The following is a 25537-nucleotide window of genomic DNA, read 5'->3' on the forward strand; positions in this document are numbered from 1 at the left end:
GCGGTCGCTGATCTTCGAACCTCCAGGTCTTAACGTGCCGGAGGTTGATGAGTGACGGTAGAATTTTGTTTGCCCGTTCGAAGATCGCCGACCGTTGTCGATCTTTGGTGGATGCCGCTGGTGGAGTGGGGTCGCCATGTCGGATCAACTCGTCCTCGCTGTCGCAACCGTGTTGGCGACCAAGGGTGCCGAGGCGCTCGTGTCCGGCGGCAGGACCGCCGTCGGTGCCCTGCTTCGGCTCATCCGCACGCGTTTCGGCAAAGATACGGACGAGTCGGCCGCCCTGACCGCGGTGGTCACCTGTCCCGACGACCGTGCGCGCCAGATGGAACTAGCCTCCGCCTTGGCCCGGACGATGTCTGAAGATCCCGAATTCGACGCCGCGGTCCGAGCCCAGTGGCAACTCGTCGAGACGGCCATGTTCGCGACTCAGGGTGACGTTTCCAACCGATTCGCCGGCCAGGCGGATGTGGTCGTGCAGGCTCGCGATATTCACGGCGATGTCCGTTTCTAGTATCGACTGACCGCTTCCAACACGAGTCTCGGGGCCGCCGGTGGAGATCGAAGAAAGCGGCAGTGGTTCCGTGGCGCGGGGCGACACGTTAAATGATCTAGGCGGGACGGTATTCGGGCCGAATGTCCAGTCCGGTGTGATTCACGGTGGTGTGCATTTTCATGCTGGCGCGGGTCAACAGACGCTGGTACCTCGCCAATTGCCACCAGCGCCCAGCTATTTCGTCAACAGATTGGTGGAGATCTCGGCTCTAGATGATCTGTTCGGGCAGGACGCACGTGCTGTGGCGGTGCTATGCGGTCCGGGCGGTGTCGGAAAATCGGCGCTGGCGAGGTGGTGGGCGAATGAGGCGACGGGCAGATTCGCCCATGGGCAGCTCTACGCCGACCTTCGTGGCTTCGGCGGCGACGAGCCACTCGACCCCGGTGAAGTGTTGGCTGCCTTCCTGCGAGCACTCGGAGTTGCCCCGGAGCGCGTCCCGATATCGTTAGCTGAGCAGACCGCCATGTATCGGACAGTTACGGCGAGCCGTTCTCTGCTTGTCGTTCTGGATGACGCGTACTCCGCCGGGCAGGTGAGGCCGTTGTTGCCGGCTGCCGGGTCAGGGGTGCTGGTTACCAGCCGGCGCCGTCTCGTTGGTCTGGTGCCCGACGGGGCGCGGTTGCTGGAGATCGCCCCGTTGTCGGCCCGTGAATCGGTTGAGCTGCTGACCCGGGCTGTCGGAGGTGAACGAATTTCCCGGGAGTACGACCTGGCCGAGGAACTGGCTGGGATCTGCGGCGGCCTGCCACTCGCGCTCAACGTCGCCGCCGGCCGTTTGGTCGCCCGGCCGAAGCTGTCCGTGCAGGGTATCGTCACCGAACTCGCCGACGAGGCGGGACGGCTTTCTCGTCTCTCGACGCTGGAGGGCTCCTCGGTACGGGCCATGTTCGACGTGTCCTACCGTGCGCTGAGCAGGGACGCGGCCAGGCTGTATCGGGCGCTGAGCCTGCACCCGGGTCCGGAGCTTGGGGCGAGTCTGGCCACGACCATGGTCGTGGCAGACGGTGGCGATCGGTCCGGTGCGCTGGATGCCCTCGACGAGTTGCTGGACGCGTCCCTGTTGGACGAGGTCGCCGAGGACCGGTTCCGGTTTCACGACCTGCTGCGGCTGCATGCCCGCGAGATGTCTGACATGTATGACTCCGTGCTGGACCAGCAGGCCGCGCTGCGAGGCACGCTCGAGTTCTACCTGGCCGCGGCACGCCATGCCGACATGGTCCTCACGCCCTACCGGCGCCGGATACCGTACGCGTTCCAGCGGACCGACGGTGCGCTGCCCGAGTTCCTCACCAGAACCGACGCTCTCGCCTGGTTGTCGCGAGAGCGAGCCAATCTCATCCATGCCGGTCGAGCCGCGCTGGCGCACGACTACCCGGAGCTGGCCTGGCAGCTCTGCGATGTGATGTGGCCCCTGCTTCTCTACGTGAAGAACTACCGGGATCGTCTGGAGATCGATGAGCGGGGGGTGCAGGCGGCGCGGGCCTGGGGGAATGTGTGGGCTGAAGCTGACATGCTCAAGCGTCTCAGTGGGGTCTGCGCCCGGGTCGGTGACTACGAGTCCGCGGAGCGCCACGGTGTCGGTGCGGTCGACCGGTACCGGGAAGCCGGCGACGTCCCAGGGAGCCTCGACGCCCGCGAGGGCCTGGCCGGCATCTACCGCGACACGGGCCGTGTGGAGCAGGCGGAGCGGCTGCTCATCCGGATCCTCGCCGAAAACAGACAGCTCGGCCGCGCCCGGAACGTCGGCCTGACCTGCTTCAATCTTGGCACCCTCCTCACTCACACAGGACGTCCGGCCGAGGCACTACCACTCTTTGTCGAGGCCAAGGAGATCTTCGGAGGCCTCGCCGACGTCGACCCCTATAACGGGGCACGTGCGCTCATCGGTCTGGCCGGCGCCTACCTGGGCATTGGCGACATCGACGGTGCCGAACAAGCCGCGACCGAGGCCGCCGGGCGGATGACCGAGCTCGGCTCGGACCACGAGCGCGCAGAAGCATTGGTGGTGCTCGGGCATGCCGCGCGGCGGCGCGGGGCGGCACACGCCGCGCGGCGGCACTACCGGGAGGCGATGCGCATCTTCGACGCACTCGGTTCGGGTCGAGGTCGGGAACTGGTGCAGCGTCTCGCCGATCTGGACCGGGCCGGGGGAGGGGAGCAGCCTGCGCAAGGCGGATCCGTGGCTGTCCCTGCTGCCGACGGCCCAGACAGCGTAGAAAGAACGACCGATGCTGGAGAGGAGCGGGACGCTCGGCCGCAGTGAGGACCAAACGCCGTATCGGACGAGCGACGTCCCCAGTCGTACGCCGATGATGACCACGCCGGTCGATCCGCCCACCACCGTGATCGCCGCGCCGGGATAGCGGTCGAGCAACTCGGTCGCCAGATCTGCGGCCCGCGGATGGTCCGTGACAACAACCAGTACATCGGCCAGCCTTGCTGGCCGCGGTACCGGCTCGGACGGAAGAAGCGGCACGACAACCGGAGAGTCAGGACACCACACGGCCGAGCTCCCATCGTCGTGGCTGCGGAACTGGTACCGGATCGACCTGCCGGTGCCTGCCGGGTTCGACCAGTCGGAGCAGGCGGTACATCGTTTGGCGGAGCAGCACGGCCGCGTCACCGGGGCGAGCGGTCAACGCAGCGGTAACCGCATCCGGGTGAACGACCTGCGCGTTCCGCAACTGGGGGAGTAGTGCCTGCCGGGGGTTCAGGACGGGGGCACTCGCGGCGACCAGGTTCTGCGGCGACCTGCTCGTACGCACCGCCCGCATACCCGGCAGCAGCAGCACCCGCCGTCCGATCGCCGCCGAATAGGCCGTGACCGAACCGTGGTCGCCGATCACGTGGTCGGCCGCGACGACGGCCGCCCGCCAGTCCTCGGTCGGATCCGGCAGGATCAAACCGGCTTCGCGGCAGTCCCGCAGCCAGGCCCGGACCTGGCGGTGACCGTGCGCGTCCCAGACCGCGGGGTGCAGCAGCGCGGCGACCCGGAACCCGTGTCCCGGCAACTGACTCATGACCGTGGGCAGCAGGTCGGGCCACTGCCCGAAGAGCCCGTCACGTCCCCACGTGGAGCTGACCACGACAAGTTCCTGAGAATCGTCGACCTGCAAGGCGCTGCGGTACCGCTCCCGCAGGGGGACGCTTGCGACAAGGCGATCAAAGCAGGGATCACCCACCACGACGGCGGACTCGACGGCCTCCGGACACTGCCGTCGTAGAACCTCAAGATCGCTGTCATGCGACAGTGCGAGGGCCGAGGCTAAGACCCGGCCGCCGTGGACCAGCCGTTGGGCATCCAAGCCGTATACCGGGGGATCCACCAGCGCGGGGCCACCGTACGGACCGGGCCGGACTCTCTTGCCGTGCCCCGCACCATGCGCCATCAGCATCAGAGGTGCGTGGATCTGCGGCAGGCCACCGTAGGACGCGGCGAGCGCCAGGTCGAATCGCTCCCGGACAGCCTGCTGCCACGGCAGGACCAGCGCGCCGTGTCGCTCCAGGTAGCGGGCCACCTGGTGGTTGAACGTGTCAGGCCCTACGGTGAACACCACCTGCACCCGCGGGTCACCCTCCACGTAGTCGATCACGTCAAGCAACCGGTGACAGCTGGCGATTGTGTGCGCCACGACCAACACCGACCGACAACCGGATCTGGTAACCCAACGTCCAGCGTCGATGCCCACAGGTGCAACTTGCCATTCACATGACGTCATTTCGGCTCCCCCAGTGAATATTCAGGACTGGGATGAGAGTCGGTGCCCCGCCTATGGATCATGTTGCCAAGTAGCAGGTGACAAGCTTGCAGCGGACTGGGCAGCGGTATGTCGCATTTTCGACTGTGGGTACGTACTCTTGGAGTGTTAGGCGACAGAGGAAGAGAATCGGGGACAAACGCGGTGCCGGGGGGCCAGCGGAGGGACAATGCGGGTAGAGTTCAGCATTCTCGGTCCAACCGAGCTCAGGGTTGATGACCGGATAGTTCCGCTCGGCCCGGCAAAGCAACGCGGCCTACTCGCCCTGCTTCTCTACCGTGCCGGAAATCCAGTACGAACCGACTCAGTCGTGGAACTTCTATGGCCAGGCCGCCCGGTCGACCCATGCCGTCCCCTTCTGTATTCCTTGGCCAGCCGCCTACGAGCCATCCTGCGAGGAGCCGGCCTACCCGAAGCCCTGGTTCGCGTCGCGAGCACCGGGGCCTACAGACTTGACGTCGACCGCAACACCGTCGACTACCACCGCTTCCTGCACCTGGCCGCCGAAGCCCGCCTAGCCGCCAGCCGACAGCGCTACGACCGCAGCACCGCCCTGCTGGCCACCGCCGTAAGCCTGTGGCGGGACGACCCACTCGCCGACCTACGCGGGGCGCAGGCCGAACACCTACGCCGCGACATGCAAGGCAAACTGCTCGACGCATACAAACTACTAGCCGAGCACGAACTGCACATGGGGCATCACCACACCGTACTGACACGACTCGAACCGTTGATGCGCGAAAACGAGTTCGACGAGCGCCTCGCGAGCCTGTGGGCCGCCGCACTACACGCGTCCGGCCGTACACACGACACCCGGGCCTTCATCACCACCTTCCGACAGAGCTACCGAAGAAAGATGCGAGCCGATCCCGTCCTCGACCACGAAAACATACAAGATGTCGTGACACAGACGACCACGACATCGGGCGACGCGAACCTGCCACAACGACGGAAAAACATCACCACAGTCTGGGTGCCGCAACAGCTGCCAAACGACGTCTCCGACTTCACCGGACACGCCCAGCTATTGGCAGACCTCGACAAATTCGCCTCCGACGACGCCACCGCCAAAGTAATCGTCCTAACCGGAATGCCCGGAGTGGGAAAGACAACCCTGGCAACACACTGGGGACAGCGCCGGCGCGAATGGTTTCCCGACGGACAACTCTACTTGAACGCCGAGGCGCACGGCCCCGTCCCACCGGTCCGCCCCGAGAACGCCCTCAGCAGCTTCCTCAGCGCGCTCGGAGTCCCAGCGGAGCGCATACCAGTCGAACACGAACAGCGGCGAACGCTCTACCTGCAACTCGTCGCCGGCCGGCGTGTGCTCGTCGTACTCGACAACGTCCTGGACTCGAACCAAGCACGCCAACTACTCCCCAGGTCCGACACCTGCCTGACAATCATCACCAGCCGCAACCGACTCAAAGGACTGACCATTCGCGAGGGAATCCGCAGCCTGACCGTACCGCCGCTGCCGGAGCCAGAACGGCGACACCTACTCAGCAACATCTTCGGCCCGGAACGTGTCGATGTTCAGCCCCAAGCGTTGAACAAGCTCGGGAACCTGTCCGGAGGACTACCGCTAGCCCTGCGCGTCATCGGCGAACACGTCGTATCCCGCCCACACACGCGAATAGACGACCTCGCGCACGAACTGACCAGCAGACTCCTCGACTGCGAGGGGGACGAGACCGACGACGCCACCCTGCGCACCGTCTTCGGTTGGTCCGTCAACGCCCTCACCCCCGCGGCCGCCCTGCTGTTCCTACGACTTGGCGTTTTCCCGGGAACAACCATAAGCGCCGGGGCCGCAGCGGCACTCCTCAAGGTCGACCACCCTCACGCGGAAGCCGCCCTGAACACCCTCGCCAGAGCACACCTGGTCAACCACGACACCCTCGGCCGATACCGCATGCACGACCTCCTAAGGCTCTACGCCACGGACCGCAGCATCGAAGATGAGACCCTCGAGCAACGGCGAGCCGCGATCCACCGGATTTTGGACTGGTACCTCCTCACGGCCAACAACGCGATCAAGCTGTTGGAACCCGAGCGTCCCCCGGTCCCCGACTTACCAGACCCCACAACCGTGACGGTCACCCCAGAGCAATTCGCCTCAGACACCGACGCGATGCGGTGGTCGGAGTTGGAACGGACGAACCTACACGCCGCAGTCCGCGCAGCGGCAACAGCGGGATTCCACCGCCACGCCTGGCAGATACCCGGCGTCACCCACGAAATCTTCGACCGATACGGTCCACAAAACGATGTACTGGACGCACTGCACGTTGCGGTCGAAGCCGCAGCGGCCGACGGTCACGACGTCGGCCGGATAGGAACCTTTATCAACCTCGGCGCAACCTACTTCGCCACACACGACTACCGCCGAGCAGCCGACGCCTTCGAAGACGCACTGCGGCTCGCCCAGAGCATCGAACTCATCGACGCCCAGGTGATCTGCATGCACAACCTGGCCGACGTCCACATCAGAACCGGGGCAACGACTGAGGCCATCCCCATCCTCGAGCAGGTCCTCACCACCTGCCGCAACAGCGACAACCCAACGGGCGAAGCATTCACCCTACACAGCCTCGGAGACGCTCACCGCCAACTCAAGCAGTACAGGCAAGCCGAACAGTGCTACCAGGCCGCGCTTCCCGTCTGGGACCGGATCGGGTCGCCGCGATGGCGCAGCCGAGACCTAGTCCGGCTCGCTGAACTGAAACTAGAAACGGGACACCCTCAACAGGCCCTCACCTGGTGCAGAGCAGCCCTCGACCTTCACCCCCGGGTCACCGGCGACGCCATCCACTGCGACGCACTCATAACCGCAGCCGATGCAAGACGCCAGCTCGATAGATATGACGAGGCTATGGCCGACGCCACCGCCGCGATCAACATCAGTGCAAACATCGCCGACGCGCTCCGCAACGCGCGAGCGGTAGCAGTCCTTGCCGACACCCTTGCAGACACCGGAGACACTTCCGCAGCGGAGGCACGGTGCCGGGAAGCCCTGCAAACGCTGCAAAACACGGACCATCCAGAAAACCGCGCCGTAGTCGACCGTCTCCGCAGCACCGCAAGACGCTTGGCAAGGCCCAGCCACCAGAGCCGGCGAGCCGGGTGACACCACCGGTAGCTTGAAATGCTGGTCGAGCCAGTCGCGTCACCCACCCTGAGCGAGCAGGACCCCCAAGCGGGCGAGAGTAGTCACGGTGGCGTGGTGGTCGATCCCGAGACCGCGACAAGAAAGGGGAACCAAACCTGGGTTGGCTGTGAGCAACGCCTTCACGGTGCGGCAAGACGTTCTCCGGTTCGGCATCCGGAGCATGCGATGACACTCCAGGATCACAACGAAGCACCTCGGCGTGGCAGAAAAGATTTTGATCCACTAACGTGGGCGTCCAAAGCAGAACTCGGCCTACGCAACCTCACCGACTGCTGTAACCGCATCGTGTGATCACGAGGAGTGACTCAATGGCAAAGCAAATCATCACCGTGCTGACCGATGACCTCGACGGTGGAGACGCCGATCGGACTGTGGAATTTGCTCTGGACGGGACCAACTACACGATCGATTTGTCCGAGGGGAATGCGGGCAGCCTTCGGAAGCTGCTCGACCCCTACATCACGGCAGGCACCCGTGTCGGCCGCGGCGGGATCAGCCCACGCCGTTCGATAGCGAGCGCCGCGCCTACCCGGAGCGACCGCGAGGAGAACAAGGCGATTCGCGAGTGGGCCGCCAGTAACGGTCACGAGGTTTCGGAGCGCGGACGCATCCCAGCGGCGATCGTCGAGGCGTACAAGGCGCGCTAGGTGCCATGGAAGCGCACCTAGGCGAAGGGTGACGTCGACCCGTTTGGTGGCGGTCAGGGTGCCGCGTGCGGTGCCGAAGTACGAGCCGGAGGTCGGGGCGACGTCGGTGTAGTCGCGGCCGGCGCGGCGGCCGTTGCACGGGTCGAACGCCACCGCCCGCGCCCGGCCCGCGTCGGCGACCACGACCTCCACCCAGGCGTGGGTGCCGCCCTCGCCGAGCAGGTGTCCCGAGACGTACCTGGCCGGTAGGCCGACGGCCCGGCAGAGCGCGATCATCAGGTGGGCACTGTCCTGGCAGACGCCATGGCCGCCGGCGAGCGCCTCGGCGGCCGTGGTCGCGACCGAGGTGACGCCGAACCTGTAGGTGATCGCGTGGTGGACGTGGTCGCAGAACCGTTCCGCGACGGCCAGCCGGTCCTTCCCGTCCATCGTCGCGGCCAGGTCCCGGATCGCGGGGTCGGCGGCGGTCAGCCGGGTCGCGCCGAGCAGCCGGGGGCCGGTGAGCGCCGAGGCCGGCAACAACACGTCGGAAACCGGTCCGGTCCGTTCGACGATCGCCTCGACCTCGAACTCGATGTGGTCGTGCACGTGCGGCACCCGTGCCCGGATGACGGAGTTGCCGGCGGCGTCACGGCGGTGGGTGGTGCGGCCGTCGGAGACGGTGTCCGAGTGCCGCATGATCACCTGTGTCGTCGTGTCCCGTCCGTAGTTCGCGCATCGGGCTCAGTCGGTGTTTAAGCTGGCTGTGGTCAGCCTCGATTGGGATCACCGCGGATCATCCTTCCAGCGGACCACCCCCACGGGCGTGGGGAGCACGCCGATCACATCGACATCTACCCCGTTTACTACGGACCACCCCCACGGGCGTGGGGAGCACGGGCACTTCCGGTGGGCGGCGACGGTCATGGGCGGACCACCCCCACGGGCGTGGGGAGCACTTCAGCCTCCGTCACGCCGGCCGGGTCTACACCGGACCACCCCCAAGGGCGTGGGGAGCACGTGCCATCACGTCGGAATGGGGGCGTGATGGGAGGACCACCCCCAAGGGCGTGGGGAGCACGCACAAAGTCACGGCGACGCCGTGATGGTCGACGGACCACCCCCACGGGCGTGGGGAGCACGGTGGGGGCCTGGAGCATCCGCAGGGGCACCGCGGACCACACCCACGGGCGTGGGGAGCACGCCCGACCGGACCCGGAGAACGTGCGCGCGATCGGACCACCCCCACGGGCGTGGGGAGCACGCGAGCAGGCCCCGGGTCTTCCGGGCGGTCGTGGGACCACCCCCACGGGCGTGGGAGCACGGCGGAAAGCCACGATGGCGGTTATCGAGCGACGGACCACCCCCACGGGCGTGGGGAGCACGCCCGAATAGCGTCCATGTCGCCGGACCACCCCACGGGCGTGGGGAGCATGACCTCTTCCCGTCCGGGTTGAGCAGGATCCGCGGACCACCCCCACGGGCGTGTGGAGCACTCCTTGCACTCGGCCTCCCCACGTGATGTGGCCGGACCACCCCCACGGGCGTGGGGAGCACCCGTTCGCGCTGGCTGCGCGGGAGCCGTTCGACGGACCACCCCCACGGGCGTGGGGAGCACGTCGGCCTGGCTCTCGCCGCCGTCGCGATCAGCGGACCACCCCCACGGGCGTGGGGGAGCACCAGAGCGTCGGTGCTGGTTCCTCGGTAGCCAGCGGACCACCCCCATGGGCGTGGGGAGCACGCGGGCGTATTCGCCCTGCCGTTCAACAGGGACGGACCACCCCCGCGGGCGTGGGGAGCACGTGTTCGACTCGCGGAGGATGCGGCGCCTTGACGGACCACCCCCACGGGCGTGGGGAGCACTTCGGGGGGAGCCACGTTGCGAAAGCCGACATAGGGACCACCCCCACGAGCGTGGGGAGCACACGAACGGGACCTGGACGACCGACCCGGCCGACGGACCACCCCCACGGGCGTGGGGAGCACCCGTTCATAGTCTGGTCCGCCGACCAGCTGTTCGGACCACCCCCACGGGCGTGGGGAGCACAGCCAGTCGAGGTGCTCGGTGACGATCTCCCGCGGACCACCCCCACGGGCGTGGGGAGCACCAACAGACCCCCGCCGCCGACTTCGCCGCCATCGGACCGCCCCCACGGGCGTGGGGAGCACGCGGCATCTGCTCGAACTCACCACACCCACCACGGACCACCCCCACGGGCGTGGGGAGCACGCGAGCACCTGTTGCGCCGGTTCCCGGGCCGACGGACCACCCCCACGGGCGTGGGGAGCACTTCGCGTCCGTTCGGACCTCGCGCCACAGGTCGGGACCACCCTCACGGGCGTGGGGAGCACAGCACGGCCTCGGACCCGCAAACCGTCGACGACGGACCACCCCCACGGGCGTGGGGAGCACTCGCGCAGCAGCGGCATGACCGTCGCGCCCGTCGGACCACCCCCACGGGCGTGGGGAGCACAGCGTCCACAGCGAGTACGCCGCCCGCGTGAGCGGACCACCCCCACGGGCGTGGGGAGCACATGTGCGCCGCCGTGAGCGGGCTCTTGCCCTTCGGACCACCCCTACGGGCGTGGGGAGCACCGGCCGGTAGACCGCTGGCCGGCTGCCGGGCGCGGACCACCCCCACGGGCGTGGGGAGCACTGCGCGATCTCCGTCGCGACCGGGCCGGACGCCGGACCACCCCCACGGGCGTGGGGAGCACGACAGACTGGGGACAACCTAGCTGTCGGAGGGCGGACCACCCCACGGGCGTGGGAGCACCAGAGGGGGTAACCATCAACCCATCCGGGGTGCGGACCACCCCCACGGGCGTGGGGAGCACAACGGGACGCCGCCCGCGCTGACGTCACCCGCCGGACCACCCCCACGGGCGTGGGGAGCACGTCAACCGGAAGGATGCGAACCCGCACGTTCTCGGACCACCCCCACGGGCGTGGGGAGCACACGACGAAGCCCCGGTGCTCGGCGTCGTCGACAACCACCCCCACGGGCGTGGGGAGCACGTTGTCAGGTGATGCAAATGCAACACCTAGTGCGGACCACCCCCACGGGCGTGGGGAGCACCGCCACTGTGGACGTGCCCAGTGGTCACCGAACGGACCACCCCCACGGGCGCGGGGAGCACACCGTACGGGGCACGGCCACCTGCACCGCCGACGGACCACCCCCACGGGCGTGGGGAGCACGGTGCCGGCGGCGGGGGCCACTGCCGCGTCACCGGACCACCCCCACGGGCGTGGGGAGCACGCCTCGGGCCTCGACGTGTCACTCAACCAAGTCGGACCACCCCCACGGGCGTGGGAAGCACGTGATCGCACCCATCTCGCGGATGTCGTTCGCCGGACCACCCCCACGGGCGTGGGGAGCACATCGCGACGAGGCTGTTACGCGGGCGCTCCGACGGACCATCCCCACGGGCGTGGGGAGCACGGCAGAGCTACCTCAGCCGTTGCGTGCAACTCCGGACCACGCCACGGGCGTGGGGAGCACAAGATGCGGTCAAGGCTGGTCGATCGCGTCGGACGGACCACCCCCACGGGCGTGGGGAGCACTGCGGATGATGTCGGGCCAGCCCATCCCCGGGAGGACCACCCCCACGGGCGTGGGGAGCACCGCGCGTCCCGCGCGGCTCTCTCGGCGGCGCGCGGACCACCCCCACGGGCGTGGGGAGCACACGCCAGCAGCCACACCGCCGGCTGGTGAGGACGGACCACCCCCACGGGTGTGGGGAGCACTCGGCCGACTGGATGATCCCTCGCATCCGGACCGGACCACCCCCACGGGCGTGGGGAGCACCGCGACGTGGGCGGGGTCCAGGGCGGGGAGGAGGGACCACCCCCACGGGCGTGGGGAGCACGCGGTGACCATGTCGTCGGTCAGATACCGCTGCGGACCACCCCCACGGGCGTGGGGAGCACTACGCATCACCCAGTGGCTGGCAACCCAACAAATGGACCACCCCCACGGGCGTGGGGAGCACGCTCGATCACCCGCGACGGCACCTGACCTCGACGGACCACCCCCACGGGCGTGGGGAGCACATCAGGTTAGGGAACGGGTTGCGCCGTAGGACCGGACCACCCCCACGGGCGTGGGGAGCACTCGAAGAACACGCCCTCGGTCAGCGGCTTCATGGACCACCTCCACAGGCGTGGGGAGCACGAGCGCGAGTCGGCCGTGTACGGCAAGAACATCGGACCACCCCCACGGGCGTGGGGAGCACGCCTTGAACAGGATCGCCTCGCGGCCGTTCGCCGGACCACCCCCACGGGCGTGGGGAGCACGCCAAAGCGAACGACGTCCCGGACCTGGACGACGGACCACCCCCACGGGCGTGGGGAGCACATATAGTCCCGCCCCTTTAAATGGTCGGACTAGGGACCACCCCCACGGGCGAGCACGCCCAAGCGCGTGAGCGGCAGTCGTTCGTCTCCGGACCACCCCCGCGGGCGTGGGGAGCACGACACCGGTCACGGCGGCCGCCGTCTGTGCCCCGGACCACCCCCACGGGCATGGGGAGCACCACTGCACCGCGATCGACTCGGCCCGCAACCATCCCCACGGGCATGGGGAGCACTGGGAAAGCGCCCGTCCGTACGCTCCGTGGAACGGACCACCCCCACGGGCGTAGGGATCACGCGGTCTCCGCCGCGTTCGTGCTGCGCGCGAGCGGACCACCCCCCACGGGCGTGGGGAGCACCCGGACGCCGGTGACGCGCAGCCGATGGCCACCGGACCACCCCCACGCGTGAGGAGCACTCATGAATGAGGTACTCGAAGTCGTCGACTCACGGACCATCCCCACGGGCGTGGGGAGCACGCCCTCGAACGGGCTCAGGCACACATTTTGTGAGTTGTGCTCGCGGGTAGTTCGGGTTGGGTGCCGGGATGGAGATCATCATGGCGTTGCTGCCGCATCTGGTTGGGCTGCGGTTGGAAACGGTGGTGGTCCGGCCCGACGTTTGTGTCGTGCTCCCCGCGCACGCGGGGGTGGTCCCGCCACCCCGCCAACGGAGGCGGAGTCCCGTGCGTGCTCCCCGCGCACGCGGGGGTGGTCCCGGGGTCGGTCGATATAGCCGGGCGCAAGTGCGGTGCTCCCCGCGCACGCGGGGGTGGTCCCGAGATTTCGTCACGACCAGCGTGTTACTCAGGGTGCTCCCCGCGCAGACGGGGGTGGTCCCGGGGCCAGAGGTGACCGCGCTCGCCCTGGTCGTGCTCCTCCGCGCGCACGCGGGGGTGGTCCCGGGTCCGGGAGATCGGCCTCGCCCTGGAGCCGGTGCTCCCCGCGCACGCGGGGGTGGTCCCGACCGGGCACACCGGCTCGGCCGGGAGATGGCGTGCTCCCCGCGCACGCGGGGGTGGTCCCGTGACCGCCCACAGCCGGCCCCATCGCCACTCGTGCTCCCCGCGCACGCGGGGGGGGTGTCCCCTGGCCGGACCCCAGCTCGCTACGTCAGGACGAGTGCTCCCCGCGCACGCGGGGGTGGTCCCTCACGGAACCCGTCACCCCACCGGCCGTAGAGGTGCTCCCCGCGCACGCGGGGGTGGTCCCGCGTTCTCACGACGGATGACCGCCTGGGGCGCGGTGAGCGCGTTGAGCGACGAGTGCGGCTTGACGCTGGTCTTGGTGCCGCGTGACGCGGGTGGGGCCTACTGACAAGGCCACAAGTCCGATCCGCCCGGTCACAGTCGCCCATGACAAAGCACTACTAGGACCTCGAGGTCTCCGGTGGCTACAACCTCTGTAGGGCCGATGTTCAGGCGACCGTGACGCTGATCTGGGGCTTGGTGCGGCGCCGGGACAAGTTCGACAGCCGTCCCTCCTGCTTGAGCCGGGTGAGGACCCGGAGGTGATGGGTGTCATTCGGGAAGGTCGGCGATGCGGCAGGGGTGGCCAGATCAACGTACGGGCTCCCGAGGTTCGCGAGGACGGCGATGATCTGGTCGGTTGAGATGGCGTTCCCGAGCTGGTCAACCAGCGGGACCACCAGCGCCGCGTCGCGGGTCACCCGGGCGATCCGCTCCAGTTGGGCGTAGCTCAGCGGCACCTGGGCCGTCGCGGCGAAGCGCCCGGCGGCCCGCAGCGCGTCGCGATGGTCTGTCGGGACGAACTCGTCCAGGCGGGACAGGACGGTCTGCCGGACCGTCTGGCTGATCGAGGCGCTGCCCAGCAACCGGGCCGTCATGTCCTCGTCGAGCAGGGCGGGCGTGACGAAGTCGGCGAACTTCGCTGAGCATTCGATGCCGTGCCGCAGTGTCTCCCAGTCGGCGGTGGCGAATCGCTGGAACAGTTCGGCGGTGTCGTCGCAGATCTGGTGGCGGAGCACCTCGCCGAGCAGGGGGCCGTTCTCCGGCTCGACGCGGCTGGCAGTGATCGACTCGGTCAGGGCGAGCGTGGCGACCAGAGTGGCACGGGTCTCGGGGGCGGGGATCGTCTCTCGGCTGCGAAGGATAGTCACGGCGACTTGCGTCTTCTGCTCGGCGAGCCGATCCGGCTCTCCCGGGGGAGCGGTGATCGCGCCCGCGTCAACGAGCAGGCCGGCTAGATCGGCGTCGACCCCGCCGGTCTGCTCGATGTATGCGGCGGTGTTGGTCACCGTCACTGGGATCTGTCGTGAGCGTGCCAGCGCGGGCCAGACCTTTGCGGGTACCTCGGCGAGACGCTCGATCCGGCACTCCGCCGCTGCGGCGCGGCAGGCCCGCTCCGCCAGGCTGGTCTCCCAACCGGCGATGTCCGTGACGATGTCCGCGAAGGTACCGGGATCCGTGACCGTCATCGTGGTGGGCCCGTCGTTTTCGACCGCGGCGAGGTAGGCGGCGGGATTGGCGACGCAGTAGCCGTAGACGGTGGGGTCGATCGTTTGGATGGTGTCCAGGCTCAGGACTGGCGGGTTGTGCAGCGCGCTGCGCAGGTTCCCCGCGGTGAGGGTGTACATGCTGTCGGCGACGATCAGGGCACGTATGCCCTGATCGAGAACGGTTAGATCGTCGATCACTACCCGAGCCTGCCGCAGCAGCGCGACCACGTTGCGTGCCGGCAGCTCGTCGATGGGCCGGGTCAGGCAGGTCAGGCGTGCGTAGTTGTCCTGGAGGTAGGTCGTCACCTGCTCCTCGATCTGCCGATCGAGGTTCGGGCCGGCGTGCGCGACTCCCTCGTCGACCAGGTTGAGCCGGCGTTCCGGCTGCAGGTCCGGAACCTGCAGGATCCGGCTCAGGACCGGCGGCCAGGTGCCGGACAGCCGCCGGACCGCCTCCACGGCCTGTGCTCCACCGCTCAGGTAGGCCTCGAAGAAGGCACGCTCGGCCGGGCCGTCGATCTCGGCGAGGCGGTCGAGGACAGCCCGGGCGCCGGGGTGCTGATTCGCCAGCAGGTAGTCCAGTATCTCGAGGTTGTAGGCGCTGTTCAGGTCGAGGAAGTCCGCCTTGGTCTCCCGCAGGACGCCGGCGATGTCGTCCGGTCCGTTGAAGGCGTAGTACGTGTCGGGGATGTTGGGCTGCACGTGCTGCACGATGAAGTTCATGGCGCGGATGGAGACGCGCTCGCCGTAGTACTGGGCGACGTAAAGGGCGAAGTTCTGGTCGACGAAGCCGCGGCGGATCAGGTCGCGGGCGACCTCGGAGCGGATCGTCTCACCGAGGAGCGTCTCGAAGGTGATCTCCGCGGTGTCGCGGGCGAGGGTGAAGGCGGGGTTCGCGGCGAGGTCGGCGAAGTCGGCCTTCCGCAGCGCCTCGATGTCGGCGATCGCCGTCCCACGTTCGGCCTCCAACGCCTCACGTTCGCGGGAGTCCCAGTCGTCCAGGTCGAGTTCGGCCCGGAACAGTTCGCGGATGTCGCCGATCGGGATGCCAACGGTCAAGGGCGAGTTGTAGTGGTGGGTGAAGCTCGCGGTCGGTCCGTTTCCGTCGGCGATGAGCATCCGCCAGAATCGGGCGGTCCCAGCCTCTGCAGGAGTGAAGGTTTCGGCGCCGATTGTGTAGCCCGTAAGGGTGTAGCGAGGAGTGTTGCCGGAGCGCCGGATGACTTCGGCATGCCAGTTCAAACGCTCGGCGAAGCGCTCGGGCTTGTCCCGCAGAACGTCGGCCAGTGCCTCGGAGTCGGCGAGCTCGCTGAGGCGGTCGCGCCGCCTCGCGATGGACTGATTCACCAGGTCGCGGCTGAGTTTGTAGAGCTTGTCGAGGTCGCTGCGGCCCAGCGAGACCTGCTCGAAGTCGGCCAAGTGGACGTTCTTGTAGACCATCATGGCGAAGACCGAATCGGCGCGCAGATGGGGCACACCGTGCTTCGCAGTGATCAGGCGGGCGGCGAACACGGCGTACTCGTTGCGGATGTTCTTCAGCAGTCGCATGTCGCTGATGTGCCGCGCGATCAGGTCGACCAGGTCGGGTGTCACCGGGACGAGCGCCGGGCCGGCCAGCAGCTTGGAGAGCAGGTCACGTGACGTGCGGTGGGTGATGAACGGAACCACCGGCACGACGAGGTCGAAGAACTTCGTGCGGTTCGCCCGCACCGACTCGGCGGAGGCGCCGTCGTCCAGATGCATGGTGTCGTTGCCCAGCCGCTCGAAGATGCTGTCCTTGAGCGCGTAGACGAACCGGATCGTCCGGCCTCGCGCCGCGTGCGAGGTGTTGAGCAGGGTGTTCAGCTCGCGCAACGCCTCGAAGATGTGCGGGTCGTCGAACCGGTCGAGGTCCTCGAAGACGACGACGTCGAACTTCGTCGACTCGAAGAAGTAGACGATCTCGTCGAGGTACTTGTCGAAGTAGCTGACCTCTTTTGCCCCGAGCGCGACGGTGGCCCCGGCGGCGGAAACCGAAGAGACCTCCCGGTTGTGGACGACCTGCCGGATCCAGGTCAGCACGGCCACCATCAGCAGCCCGAACAGCAGGACCGCCCCGGCCCGCACCGGCCAAGGATGGTCCTTGGTGGCGCCGGCCAGGCGCGGGAAGCGGCCGAGGAGGAACAGGGTCAGCGCGACCACCGCGACCTGCGTCGTGGCGGATGCGACGGCTCGGCGGAGGTCCGGCTTGTCGATGCGCCGGAAGTGCGAGCGGGGCAGCGCCCGCTGCGGCTGGCTGTGCAGCAGTTGTTTAACGAGCTCCTTTTCGATCCGGTTGGTGATCGACTTCTCTTCCTCGGGAGGCCCGAGGGTCGACAGGGAGAGGTTGAGAACTCGTCCTGTGTGTTGGTCGGTGAACGCCTTCAGGATGCTCGACTTGCCCGCGCCGTAGCGACCAGTCAGCGCGATGTTGCGGACGTCCGAGTCTTGCAGGGCGGCGGTCAGCCGTACGACGTACTCCTCATGCTGTTCCGGCTGAAATTGCGGCGTCAGCGGAAGCAGCGCGACATCACCGTCGGTAGACCTCGACGGGCCGACCCGCCCAGCCTGTCGTCGTTTCCACCAGCGCACGTTTTCCCCTTCCCCAGTGACCAGTGACCGATGACCAGCCAAGGTTAGGGGAGATCGCTGCGTCGCCCACGCGCAGTGTCACCATTCGAATGGTGACACTGCGCGTGGGCGACGCAGCCAACGGGGACAAGTCCTTTCCATCTCACAGCAGGTGCGAATCCACCGTTGCCGCAGGCGCTGCGACCGGTGCTCCGCGCTCTCGCCGTCGATCTCGACGACGCTCGTGGGGTAGCCGTACCACGACTCCTTCTGCAACGCGCCGATCCGGCGAACGCTCCCGAGTGATGGGGCTGCGGGAGCGGCCTGGTCTGGGCAGTTACGCACGGTGGTTGTGGATAACTGGCGTGTTGTCCACAGGTTGAGGTCTCGGTCTTCCCAGACCCTCGAATGCGCCCGCACCCTGCTTCCATGCGAATGCCAACCGCACCACCATCAGCAGGTCGCAATCCGGGATCGTGGCATTGTCACGGGGTGGAGGCACGGTGACGACGCTGGCGCAGGTCGGCGCACGTCTACGCGCCGCCGTCACCACCCTCCGCACCGCCGTGGCGCTCTCGAAGCAGGCGTCGACGCAACTGTCCGAGGCCACCCACCGTCTGCGGGAACACCTGCGCGGCGCGGACGCGCCCTCGACCACGCTGCTCATCGCCACACTGTTCCGCGCGGCCGTGCGCGCATCCGAGGCTGCAGCGGCAGCCACGAAGAGCGCCGCCGCGGTCGAGACGTACATGATCACGATCGGCATACCCGTGTCCGGCGGCGACCCGCCACCTGCATTGGGCACAACGGCCCCTGTCGACCCTCCGCCGCACCTGTCGGAGATCGGGGCGAGCCTGCGGGCGATGCTGCCACGGGGAACGAAGACGGTCGGCATGCTGGTCAGCCCGGATGGCCGTACGCGGAGCAAGCCGATCTGGAGCGGCGAGGACGGCCCTGGACACGGTGCGCCGGGACTGCGCCGCGACTCCCCGCTGCGCTGGCACCAGATGGCTGCGGCCACCCAGCACGTCGAAGGCCACACCGCCGCAGTACTGCGAGAGCCGAACGCGCCGAAACGGGCGGTGCTCGTGGTGTCCGCCCCACCGTGCGGCGGACCGAAGGGCTGTCACCGGCGACTGGCCGAGATGCTTCCCGAAGGCACGACGCTCCGGGTGTACGTTGCCGGTGACGACGGCACCACCACCTGGTGGGCGGACTACCATGGCAACGGCGGAGGAGTCGTATGAGCACCGGCTACTCGCTTCACTGGGGGACGGACAACACCGCCCAGGCGCCCACACCCCACGACCTGGACGCCGTGCTCGACCAGATCGCCGCCGCCGGCCCGCAGATCGTTGACGTCGTGCCCGACGACAACGACGACCTCGGCCTCCAGATCGGCGTCGGTCACCCCGCCCGCGCGGTCCTGCTCGTCTTCGGCGTCGAAGGCGGCTACGCCTACGAACCTGACCTTTCGACCTGGCTTGAGCCGATCGACTACGACCAGGGCGGCCAGGCCACCACCTACGTACCGGCACGGACCAGACTCACTCCGGCCACCGCCCGGCGAGCCGTCCACCACTATCTCCTCACCGGGGCTCCACCAGCCGATCTGCACCTCGACCCGGGCGAATAGTGTTGAGGACCGTGCCGGTGCTGACCACAATCCGCAGCAGCCAGCGCGAGTCGCGGTTCGTGGCGGTGCACATGTGCGGTGCTCGTGTGAAGGCGCTCGGCGGATTGCCCCGGTCGGTCATGTCCCTACCCGGTTGGTTCCGGCGTCGATGTCGAAGCCGGTGATGGTTACGGCGGTGTCGGGCGGGTAGGTGGGGTCTGCGGTGAGGTCCCAGGAGATCGTGAGCAGGAACTGGGTGGCCAGTTGCGCGTCCAGCTGTTTGTAGATGATCTCGTACTCGGTGCCCCAGTATTCGGCGTCGTGCACGACGGCGCTGTATTCACCGTCGAGTCGCCCGCTCACCTGACAGGTGATCCGGCTGCCGTCGCGCTGGAGATCGTCGAGGTGTATGGCGACGGTCAGTTCGTCGGCGCTGGTGGATTCGACGCTGCCGGTGTCGCCGCCGCAGGCGCTGCGGACTGCCTGCTCGATCTGGGCTGCTGCGTGACTAACGATTTCGCAAATGCCGTCTCGGATGACCCTGTCGAAGGGGCGGCCGCAGATCTGCTCGATCCATCCCAACATCAGGCGGCCTCGGGCGTCGAGGGTGAACGCCACCCACACGAGCCTGCCGACATGCAGGCCGATCTGGTGGGGCACGAGGAAGTCGACCCGATCCTCGTCCAGCAGTGCCAGGGTCTGTACGACCGCAGGGGCATGCTCCAGGAATTCAGTGCGGGCCCTCGGGTCGCTCAGGTCGGCGCGTGCCGCAGTCATCAGGCTGCGGGCCACCTGGCGGGCGCTGGCGTGCCCGTGGACCCGCCGGATCACCTCACGGCTGCGCTCTTCGGCGATGTGCAGGATGGTGGTCATACCCAGGGTGTGCAGGATCCGGTCGCGCTTCCTGCCGTTGCAGGGCACGCAGATCACGCTCAGGTTCGCGGGCCGGTCGACGTGGAAGTCTGGGGCCAGGCCGTGATACTCGATCAGGTCCTGCAGCATATCCGGGTCGACGGTGCGCGGGATCAGGTGCTCGATCTGCGTCTCGGTGAAGACCTGGGGCTGCTCGCAGGAGCTGCAGACGGTGTTCCACACGTCGAAGAGGGCACCGCGCAGGACTTTGTCGTCGCTGCCGCAGTAGCCGACCTCACCGGCTGGCAGCGGTCCGGACGCCGGGTGGCGGCGGCTCACCGGTCACCGCCGGCAAGGCTGGTATCGCCTGGTCTACTTGCAGGAGAGCTACTCTCGAATCGCGGTGACGCGGGACGCCGGTCGGCGGTGACGCGGGTCCACCGATGCCGCTGGTGTCGCGACACCTCGTCGCCACGTTGAATCATTAGCCAATGCACGGAAGCCATTTTGCCGGGCCAGAGCAACGCCACTGCACCCGCCGTCGGGGTACGGCTTGGAGTGCAGTGCCAGGTACACGATGAGCGGCTCTGGCGCTGATCTTGTGACGGCCCCTAGCTCCCATGGAATTCCTCCAGGTCGAAAGGCCAGAACGCCAAACCAAGCTGGTCAAGCGAAATTGCTCCGACCCTCGGGTCAGCTCCGCTCTCTCGGCGAGCGTCCTCAACCCATGACTGAAGATGTCGCCACATGATCAGCGACAGAGCTCGATGAGCTCCATAGATCCACAAGCCGACGGATCGACGTCGGGTGCATCGAGGGCCGCCGTCGACCACCAGCACGGCTGCCTAATCTAGCTATGTTGGGTCACCGAAGGGCGGAGGAATGAGCGCGGATCGTGGCAGATGAGGAAGCTCCGAAGGACCTGGATAGCCACAAGTGTCGCGGATCAGCTGAACCGTCAAGGCCAGACCTGCTCTGCCGTGATTGGGATGTCTGAGACGTTCGAGGTCGACCGCGTAAACCGTATCGCGGATATTCTTTTGGGCGCCGCTACAGCGAAGGGACTGATTGGCTATCGGGTGGACACCAGGCCGGACTTTCTGAGCCAGCCGCTCGACGAGGTCTCCCGTCGAGCGTTCGACAAGGGTGAGCCGATGTAGAGCGTGGTGGTCGTGTCCCGTAGCACCGACCGACCGAATTCGGGCTTCTGCGGCTTGGCCCGGAAGATGCGGCCCGAGTATCCCTTGCTGAGCGACGACGAGGGGAACAGGAACGCGAGCGCTGTTACGAAGCGGCCTCCTAAGAATCAGTCCTCGTGGGTGCGGCGGGCCCGCGGACCACCCCCACGGGCGTGGGGAGCACCAGCACAGGTACCGCATGTCCGAGCCCTTGAGCGGACCACCCCCACGGGCGTGGGGAGCACGAACCGGGACTCCTGATGATTCACTCATTACGGGGACCACCCCCACGGGCGTGGGGAGCACGTGATCGCACCCATCTCGCGGATGTCGATCGACGGACCACCCCCACGGGCGTGGGGAGCACGCCGGCCTGGGTCGTACTCTCAGAGCAGGCATCGGACCACCCCCACGGGCGTGGGGAGCACAGTTGCGCCCGGTAGTTCCGGAGCGCGCGTTCCGGACCACCCCCACGGGCGTGGGGAGCACCCGCCGACCCGGATCCGCTGGTCGACCCGCTGCGGACCACCCCCACGGGCGTGGGGAACACCTGGCGATTCTCGGCGCGGTCATCGTCGGCGACGGACCACCCCCACGGGCGTGGGGAGCACCCCCTGGGCACGGACGAGTGGTACCGCAGCGGCGGACCACCCCCACGGGCGTGGGGAGCACTACCGGAGGGGGGGTCAACCCCGCCGCCGACACCGGACCACCCCCCACGGGCGTGGGGAGCACGAGCCCGGCCGGGTGGTGCGGGATCCAGCCGCCGGACCACCCCCACGGGCGTGGGGAGCACTCAGGCAGCACATCCAGCACCGGCTGACGGTACGGACCACCCCCACGGGCGTGGGGAGCACTGCCGTAAGGGCTTTCGCGGACGATTCCACGGCGGACCACCCCCACGAGCGTGGGGAGCACCCGGTCCCACATTGGCTGTACTCCTCGCTCCCCGGACCACCCCCACGGGCGTGGGGAGCACCACGAGCACGTCGTCGTGCCACCCGGCGAGGTCGGACCACCCCCATGGGCGTGGGGAGCACAGCGCCTTGGTCGCGACGAGCTGCACCGCGTTCGGGCCACCCCCACGGGCGTGGGGAGCACATCGCCCAGGTCGGCGACACCATCGGCGACACCGGACCACCCCCACGAGCGTGGGGAGCACGCCGGCCGGCAGGTGGCCGAGCAGCTCATCCGCGGACCACCCCCACGGGCGTGAGGAGCACCTCGAAACCCTCAACGGCCACAGCTACTCCAGGGGACCACCCCCACGAGCGTGGGGAGTAGGGCCGTCAAGTCGACCTAGGACCTGTTAGCCATGGGGCCACCCCCAGGATCCGGGGACACCTAACGGTTTGTCATGTATTCGACAAAGCCCTTGGGTGGACCGGGTGACTTGAGCGATCCTCGGGCGTCCGTAATGGGCGGCGGACACTGTGTCATCTTGATCGTGTCACCTGCTGCCGCGCCGTACCCGGCCCCCGAAGCAACGAAGCTGAGGTTAGTAGGTGCTGTGCCAGAGCAAGACCAGGTCGACGTACGAGTTTTTTGGGGCAAGGCTGGCCGGGCGAAAGCGGGCGAGGAGACCGTCCCGCATCCGCTCATCTGTCACACCGTTGACACGGCCGCGGTCGCGGAGATCCTCTACACGACGCTGCTCGGGTCTGCCTGCCGGGCGCAACTGACCGAGACGTTCACGTCTCTCGGCGGCGATGTCCGCAGCTGGGTGGCGCTCCTATGCGGCTTACATGACCTGGGCAAACTCTCCCCGGCTTTCCAGGCGCTACGGGCCGATGTGGCAGTGTCGCTGCTGCCGGAGATGGCGTCGGCGGAGGTTGAAAGCCTGGCCGGTAGGCGGACGCTCGGAGGTCGTACGGACACGTTCCATGGCATCTTGACGGCGTACCACTTCAGAAGACTGTTGAAGGACTGGGGTGCCTCCACGGAGACGGCGCTCGTGCTGGCGCAGGTGCTCGGCGGGCATCACGGCAGCTTCTTCGCTGACACGCTGATTCAAAATGGCGGCGCGGCCAAGTTCGACAACGGCGGCGAGAGGTGGGCCGGGTGGGCTGAGGCATTGGTCTGCCAAACCGCCGAGCTGCTCGGGCTGCCTGATCCCCGGACACTGCCCTGGTCCGCGGTACGGATCGGGACGGGCGCTGCGGTGGCGCTCGCTGGTCTCGCCACGGTGAGTGACTGGATCGCCTCAGGTTCCATCGACAAGAGCACGCATGCGGGCGCCGACGTCGATCTGTTCAAGTATGTCGAGCTATCTCGTGAACGTGCGCGGGAACAGGTGGTCGACCGATTGGGATGGTCCGCCTGGTCACCGTCGGGCGACGTCAGCTTCGCGTGTCTTTTCGCCGAGCAGCCCCGGCCGCTGCAGGTGGCGACTGAGCGACTGGTCGGGTCGAAGAACCGCCCCGGCATTCTTGTCATCGAGGCACCGACCGGTGAGGGCAAGACGAAGGGCGCCTTACAGTGTGTCGTCAGTCTGATCCGCCAGCTTGGCTTGGCCGGGTTCTTCGTGGCCATGCCGACCCGGGCCACGAGCAACCAGATGTTTGACGAGGTCGAGGAGTTGCTGCGGCGACTTGACAGCACCGTGACCGCGAAACTCCTGCACGGCACGGCGGCCGAGTACCTGGCCGACCGGCGGGCGCAGGCGGCGCGGGCCGAGGTGATCCGTCCGGAGGACGTCGGCGGTGACGGGTCCGACGGTGCTCAGGATGAGGCGGTACGCGAGTGGTTCACCCGGGCGAAGGCGCTGCTCGCACCACTTGCCGTCGGCACGATCGACCGCGTCCTACAGGGCGGGATTCGGTCGCGCTGGGCACCTGTACCTTTGGTCGGCCTCTCCAACCGAGTCCTCGTACTCGATGAGGTGCACGGCTACGAGGTTTACATGTCGACGATCCTGGACCGCCTGTTGTGGTGGCTGGGCTGGTTCGAGGTCCCGGTGATCCTGCTGTCGGCGACGCTGCCGGCGGTCCGGCGGAAGCAGTTGGTGCACTCGTGGTACGCCGGGATCGGACGCTGCCGGCCGCATGAGGTCGAGCTTGTTCTCCCTCCTGCGGGCTACCCTCGGGCGCTCTGGATCGACGGGCGGGGTGCGCCTGAGCTGGTGGAGGCCGTGGCGTCGGAAACGAACTCGAACCGACGGGTCGCACTGGCGCACCTTGGCGACCATGTGCTGGTCGAGTGGGCGCTGCGGCATGCCGCCCGAGGCCAGGGCGTCGCCATCATCCACAACATCCACAGCCGCATCACGAACACGCTGACCGCGTTGCGAGAGGCGGTCGGGGCACTCCCGGAGGCGAAGCGTCCCAAAGTCGTCGAAATCACTGGCCAGCTCGCCCACGCGCAACGGGCCAAGATCGAGGCAAAACTGAAGTCGCTGTTTGGCCGCAACGGCAAGCGCGCTCCCGAAACCGGGTACATCGTCGTGGGGACGCAGGTGCTCGAACAAAGCCTGGATCTGGACTTCGATGTCATGGCGAGCGATCCCGCCCCGGCCGACAGCCTGATCCAGCGGGCCGGGCGGCTGCACCGGTTCCGTCCGACGGATCCCCGCACCCCACCCACGTTCGCCATCCTCGGTGTGACAGAACAGAAGACCGGGCCGAAGTGGCCGGCATACACGACGAACATCTACCAGGACCTGGTGCTGCTGCGCACCTGGGCGTTGCTGCGTGACCGAACGGAACTCCGACTGCCGGACGACATCCCGACGCTGGTGGACGCCACATATCCGGGAACAGACAACCTCGCGGGTTGCCCGGCGGGCTGGGAAAAGCGTTGGGTCGGCGCGATCGCGAAGATGCGACGCACACAGGACGCCGATCAGGCAATGGCGCGGGACCTGTTCCTGCCACCCCCGACACGCGAGGACGCGCTCCTGGACTTGACCCGCCATCCGAAGAACATCTCTCAGACCCGCAAGCCTGACCCGCGAGGCCGCCGCAATGACTGACGGTCTACTGGACTACCTGCCCGGCTCAGGCATCCACGTGGTGGTTCTGCGAGCCCCCGCCGATCACGCCGTGCCGGTGGAAGGAAAGACCACGTTCGACCTGGACCGCAGCGAGGAACCATCAGCGCAGTTGCTGTCCGAGCTTCTGGGCTCGACCGTACGGGTCACGACCGCCGAAGGCATTCCGTACGACGTGCTGGCGGTGCTGGAGGGCATTGCCGTGCCGCCAGCCTTCCGCGCCTCGCCCTGGCTCGCCGACAGCCGTCCGATCCTCGTGCAGGACGACGGCACGGGCCAGATCGGGGACCTTCCGGTCCGGTACAGCGCCGATCGGGGCCTCCAGATTCTTTACCCACAACAACAGCCGGAGCCTGATGACAGCGATGGCGATGACGGGAATGGGTGAT

General features: G+C 67.8%; 12 protein-coding genes, 1 pseudogene and 5 CRISPR repeat arrays. Of the genes and pseudogenes, 9 read left to right on the plus strand and 4 right to left on the minus strand.

Annotation, left to right across the window (positions count from 1 at the left end; translation table 11 throughout):
* The first annotated feature begins 136 nt into the window (after window positions 1-136).
* Window positions 137-514, plus strand: coding sequence for a hypothetical protein (locus OIE47_RS26025; protein ID WP_326557134.1), 378 nt, complete (start codon window positions 137-139; stop codon window positions 512-514).
* A 40-nt stretch (window positions 515-554) separates the two neighbouring features.
* Window positions 555-2819, plus strand: a complete 2265-nt coding sequence (locus OIE47_RS26030) for an ATP-binding protein (protein ID WP_326557135.1) — start codon at window positions 555-557, stop codon at window positions 2817-2819.
* A 226-nt stretch (window positions 2820-3045) separates the two neighbouring features.
* Here the strand turns inward: OIE47_RS26030 and OIE47_RS26035 are convergent, their stop codons facing one another.
* On the minus strand, window positions 3046-4188 hold the full coding sequence (locus tag OIE47_RS26035) for a hypothetical protein (RefSeq protein WP_326557136.1): 1143 nt from the start codon (window positions 4186-4188) through the stop codon (window positions 3046-3048).
* A 295-nt stretch (window positions 4189-4483) separates the two neighbouring features.
* On the opposite strand from OIE47_RS26035, the gene OIE47_RS26040 reads away from it, so the two are divergent.
* Together OIE47_RS26040 and OIE47_RS26045 are read left to right on the plus strand one after the other, a co-directional pair.
* Window positions 4484-7444, plus strand: coding sequence for an AfsR/SARP family transcriptional regulator (locus OIE47_RS26040; RefSeq protein ID WP_326557137.1), 2961 nt, complete (start codon window positions 4484-4486; stop codon window positions 7442-7444).
* A 350-nt stretch (window positions 7445-7794) separates the two neighbouring features.
* A complete protein-coding gene (locus OIE47_RS26045; RefSeq protein ID WP_326563253.1) occupies window positions 7795-8133 on the plus strand; it encodes a histone-like nucleoid-structuring protein Lsr2 in 339 nt (112 codons plus the stop codon).
* A 180-nt stretch (window positions 8134-8313) separates the two neighbouring features.
* On the opposite strand, the pseudogene OIE47_RS26050 reads toward OIE47_RS26045, so the two are convergent.
* Both OIE47_RS26050 and OIE47_RS26055 read right to left on the minus strand, forming a co-directional pair.
* A pseudogene (locus tag OIE47_RS26050) lies at window positions 8314-8811 on the minus strand (transglutaminase domain-containing protein); the annotation flags it as partial.
* 109 nt (window positions 8812-8920) lie between these two features.
* Window positions 8921-9377: a CRISPR direct-repeat array (repeat unit 29 nt; unit sequence CGGACCACCCCCACGGGCGTGGGGAGCAC).
* Between the two features lie 202 nt (window positions 9378-9579).
* Window positions 9580-10831: a CRISPR direct-repeat array (repeat unit 29 nt; unit sequence CGGACCACCCCCACGGGCGTGGGGAGCAC).
* Between the two features lie 90 nt (window positions 10832-10921).
* Window positions 10922-11559: direct repeats of the CRISPR family, unit length 29 nt; unit sequence CGGACCACCCCCACGGGCGTGGGGAGCAC.
* A 92-nt stretch (window positions 11560-11651) separates the two neighbouring features.
* Window positions 11652-12474: direct repeats of the CRISPR family, unit length 29 nt; unit sequence CGGACCACCCCCACGGGCGTGGGGAGCAC.
* A gap of 1411 nt (window positions 12475-13885) precedes the next feature.
* The gene (locus OIE47_RS26055; protein ID WP_326557138.1) at window positions 13886-17536 is read right to left on the minus strand and encodes a YobI family P-loop NTPase; all 3651 of its coding nucleotides are present in this window, start codon (window positions 17534-17536) and stop codon (window positions 13886-13888) included.
* Window positions 17537-18018: 482 nt separating this feature from the next.
* On the opposite strand from OIE47_RS26055, the gene OIE47_RS26060 reads away from it, so the two are divergent.
* Window positions 18019-18762 (plus strand): DddA-like double-stranded DNA deaminase toxin, encoded by a 744-nt coding sequence (locus OIE47_RS26060; RefSeq protein WP_326557139.1) that lies wholly within the window; start codon window positions 18019-18021, stop codon window positions 18760-18762.
* Entirely contained in the window at window positions 18759-19151 is a 393-nt protein-coding gene (locus OIE47_RS26065; RefSeq protein ID WP_326557140.1) for an Imm1 family immunity protein, read from the plus strand. The genes OIE47_RS26060 and OIE47_RS26065 overlap by 4 nt, the downstream gene beginning before the upstream one ends.
* Window positions 19152-19268: 117 nt before the next feature.
* Here the strand turns inward: OIE47_RS26065 and OIE47_RS26070 are convergent, their stop codons facing one another.
* Entirely contained in the window at window positions 19269-20321 is a 1053-nt protein-coding gene (locus tag OIE47_RS26070) for a hypothetical protein (RefSeq protein ID WP_326557141.1), read from the minus strand.
* A 650-nt stretch (window positions 20322-20971) separates the two neighbouring features.
* On the opposite strand from OIE47_RS26070, the gene OIE47_RS26075 reads away from it, so the two are divergent.
* The 3 genes from OIE47_RS26075 (at window position 20972) to OIE47_RS26085 (ending at window position 25536) form a co-directional block, all read left to right on the plus strand.
* Window positions 20972-21142, plus strand: a complete 171-nt coding sequence (locus tag OIE47_RS26075) for a hypothetical protein (RefSeq protein ID WP_326557142.1) — start codon at window positions 20972-20974, stop codon at window positions 21140-21142.
* A 173-nt stretch (window positions 21143-21315) separates the two neighbouring features.
* Window positions 21316-22383: a CRISPR direct-repeat array (repeat unit 29 nt; unit sequence CGGACCACCCCCACGGGCGTGGGGAGCAC).
* A gap of 287 nt (window positions 22384-22670) precedes the next feature.
* Complete coding sequence (gene cas3, locus OIE47_RS26080; RefSeq protein WP_326557143.1) at window positions 22671-25130, plus strand: CRISPR-associated helicase Cas3'; 2460 nt, start codon at window positions 22671-22673, stop codon at window positions 25128-25130.
* Window positions 25123-25536, plus strand: coding sequence for a hypothetical protein (locus OIE47_RS26085; RefSeq protein WP_326557144.1), 414 nt, complete (start codon window positions 25123-25125; stop codon window positions 25534-25536). Before cas3 ends, OIE47_RS26085 begins: the two co-directional genes overlap by 8 nt.
* Window position 25537 lies beyond the last annotated feature (1 nt).

Source organism: Micromonospora sp. NBC_01796 (assembly GCF_035917455.1).
In the GTDB taxonomy this organism is placed as follows: domain Bacteria; phylum Actinomycetota; class Actinomycetes; order Mycobacteriales; family Micromonosporaceae; genus Micromonospora_G.

Excerpts from the sequence above, each read along its gene's own strand:
- OIE47_RS26045 (WP_326563253.1), top strand. The coding sequence starts at position 7,795 with ATGGCAAAGCAAATCATCACCGTGCTGACCGATGACCTCGACGGTGGA.
- OIE47_RS26065 (WP_326557140.1), top strand. The coding sequence starts at position 18,759 with ATGAGCACCGGCTACTCGCTTCACTGGGGGACGGACAACACCGCCCAG.
- OIE47_RS26085 (WP_326557144.1), top strand. The coding sequence starts at position 25,123 with ATGACTGACGGTCTACTGGACTACCTGCCCGGCTCAGGCATCCACGTG.
- OIE47_RS26040 (WP_326557137.1), top strand. The coding sequence starts at position 4,484 with ATGCGGGTAGAGTTCAGCATTCTCGGTCCAACCGAGCTCAGGGTTGAT.
- OIE47_RS26025 (WP_326557134.1), top strand. The coding sequence starts at position 137 with ATGTCGGATCAACTCGTCCTCGCTGTCGCAACCGTGTTGGCGACCAAG.
- OIE47_RS26075 (WP_326557142.1), top strand. The coding sequence starts at position 20,972 with ATGTCTGAGACGTTCGAGGTCGACCGCGTAAACCGTATCGCGGATATT.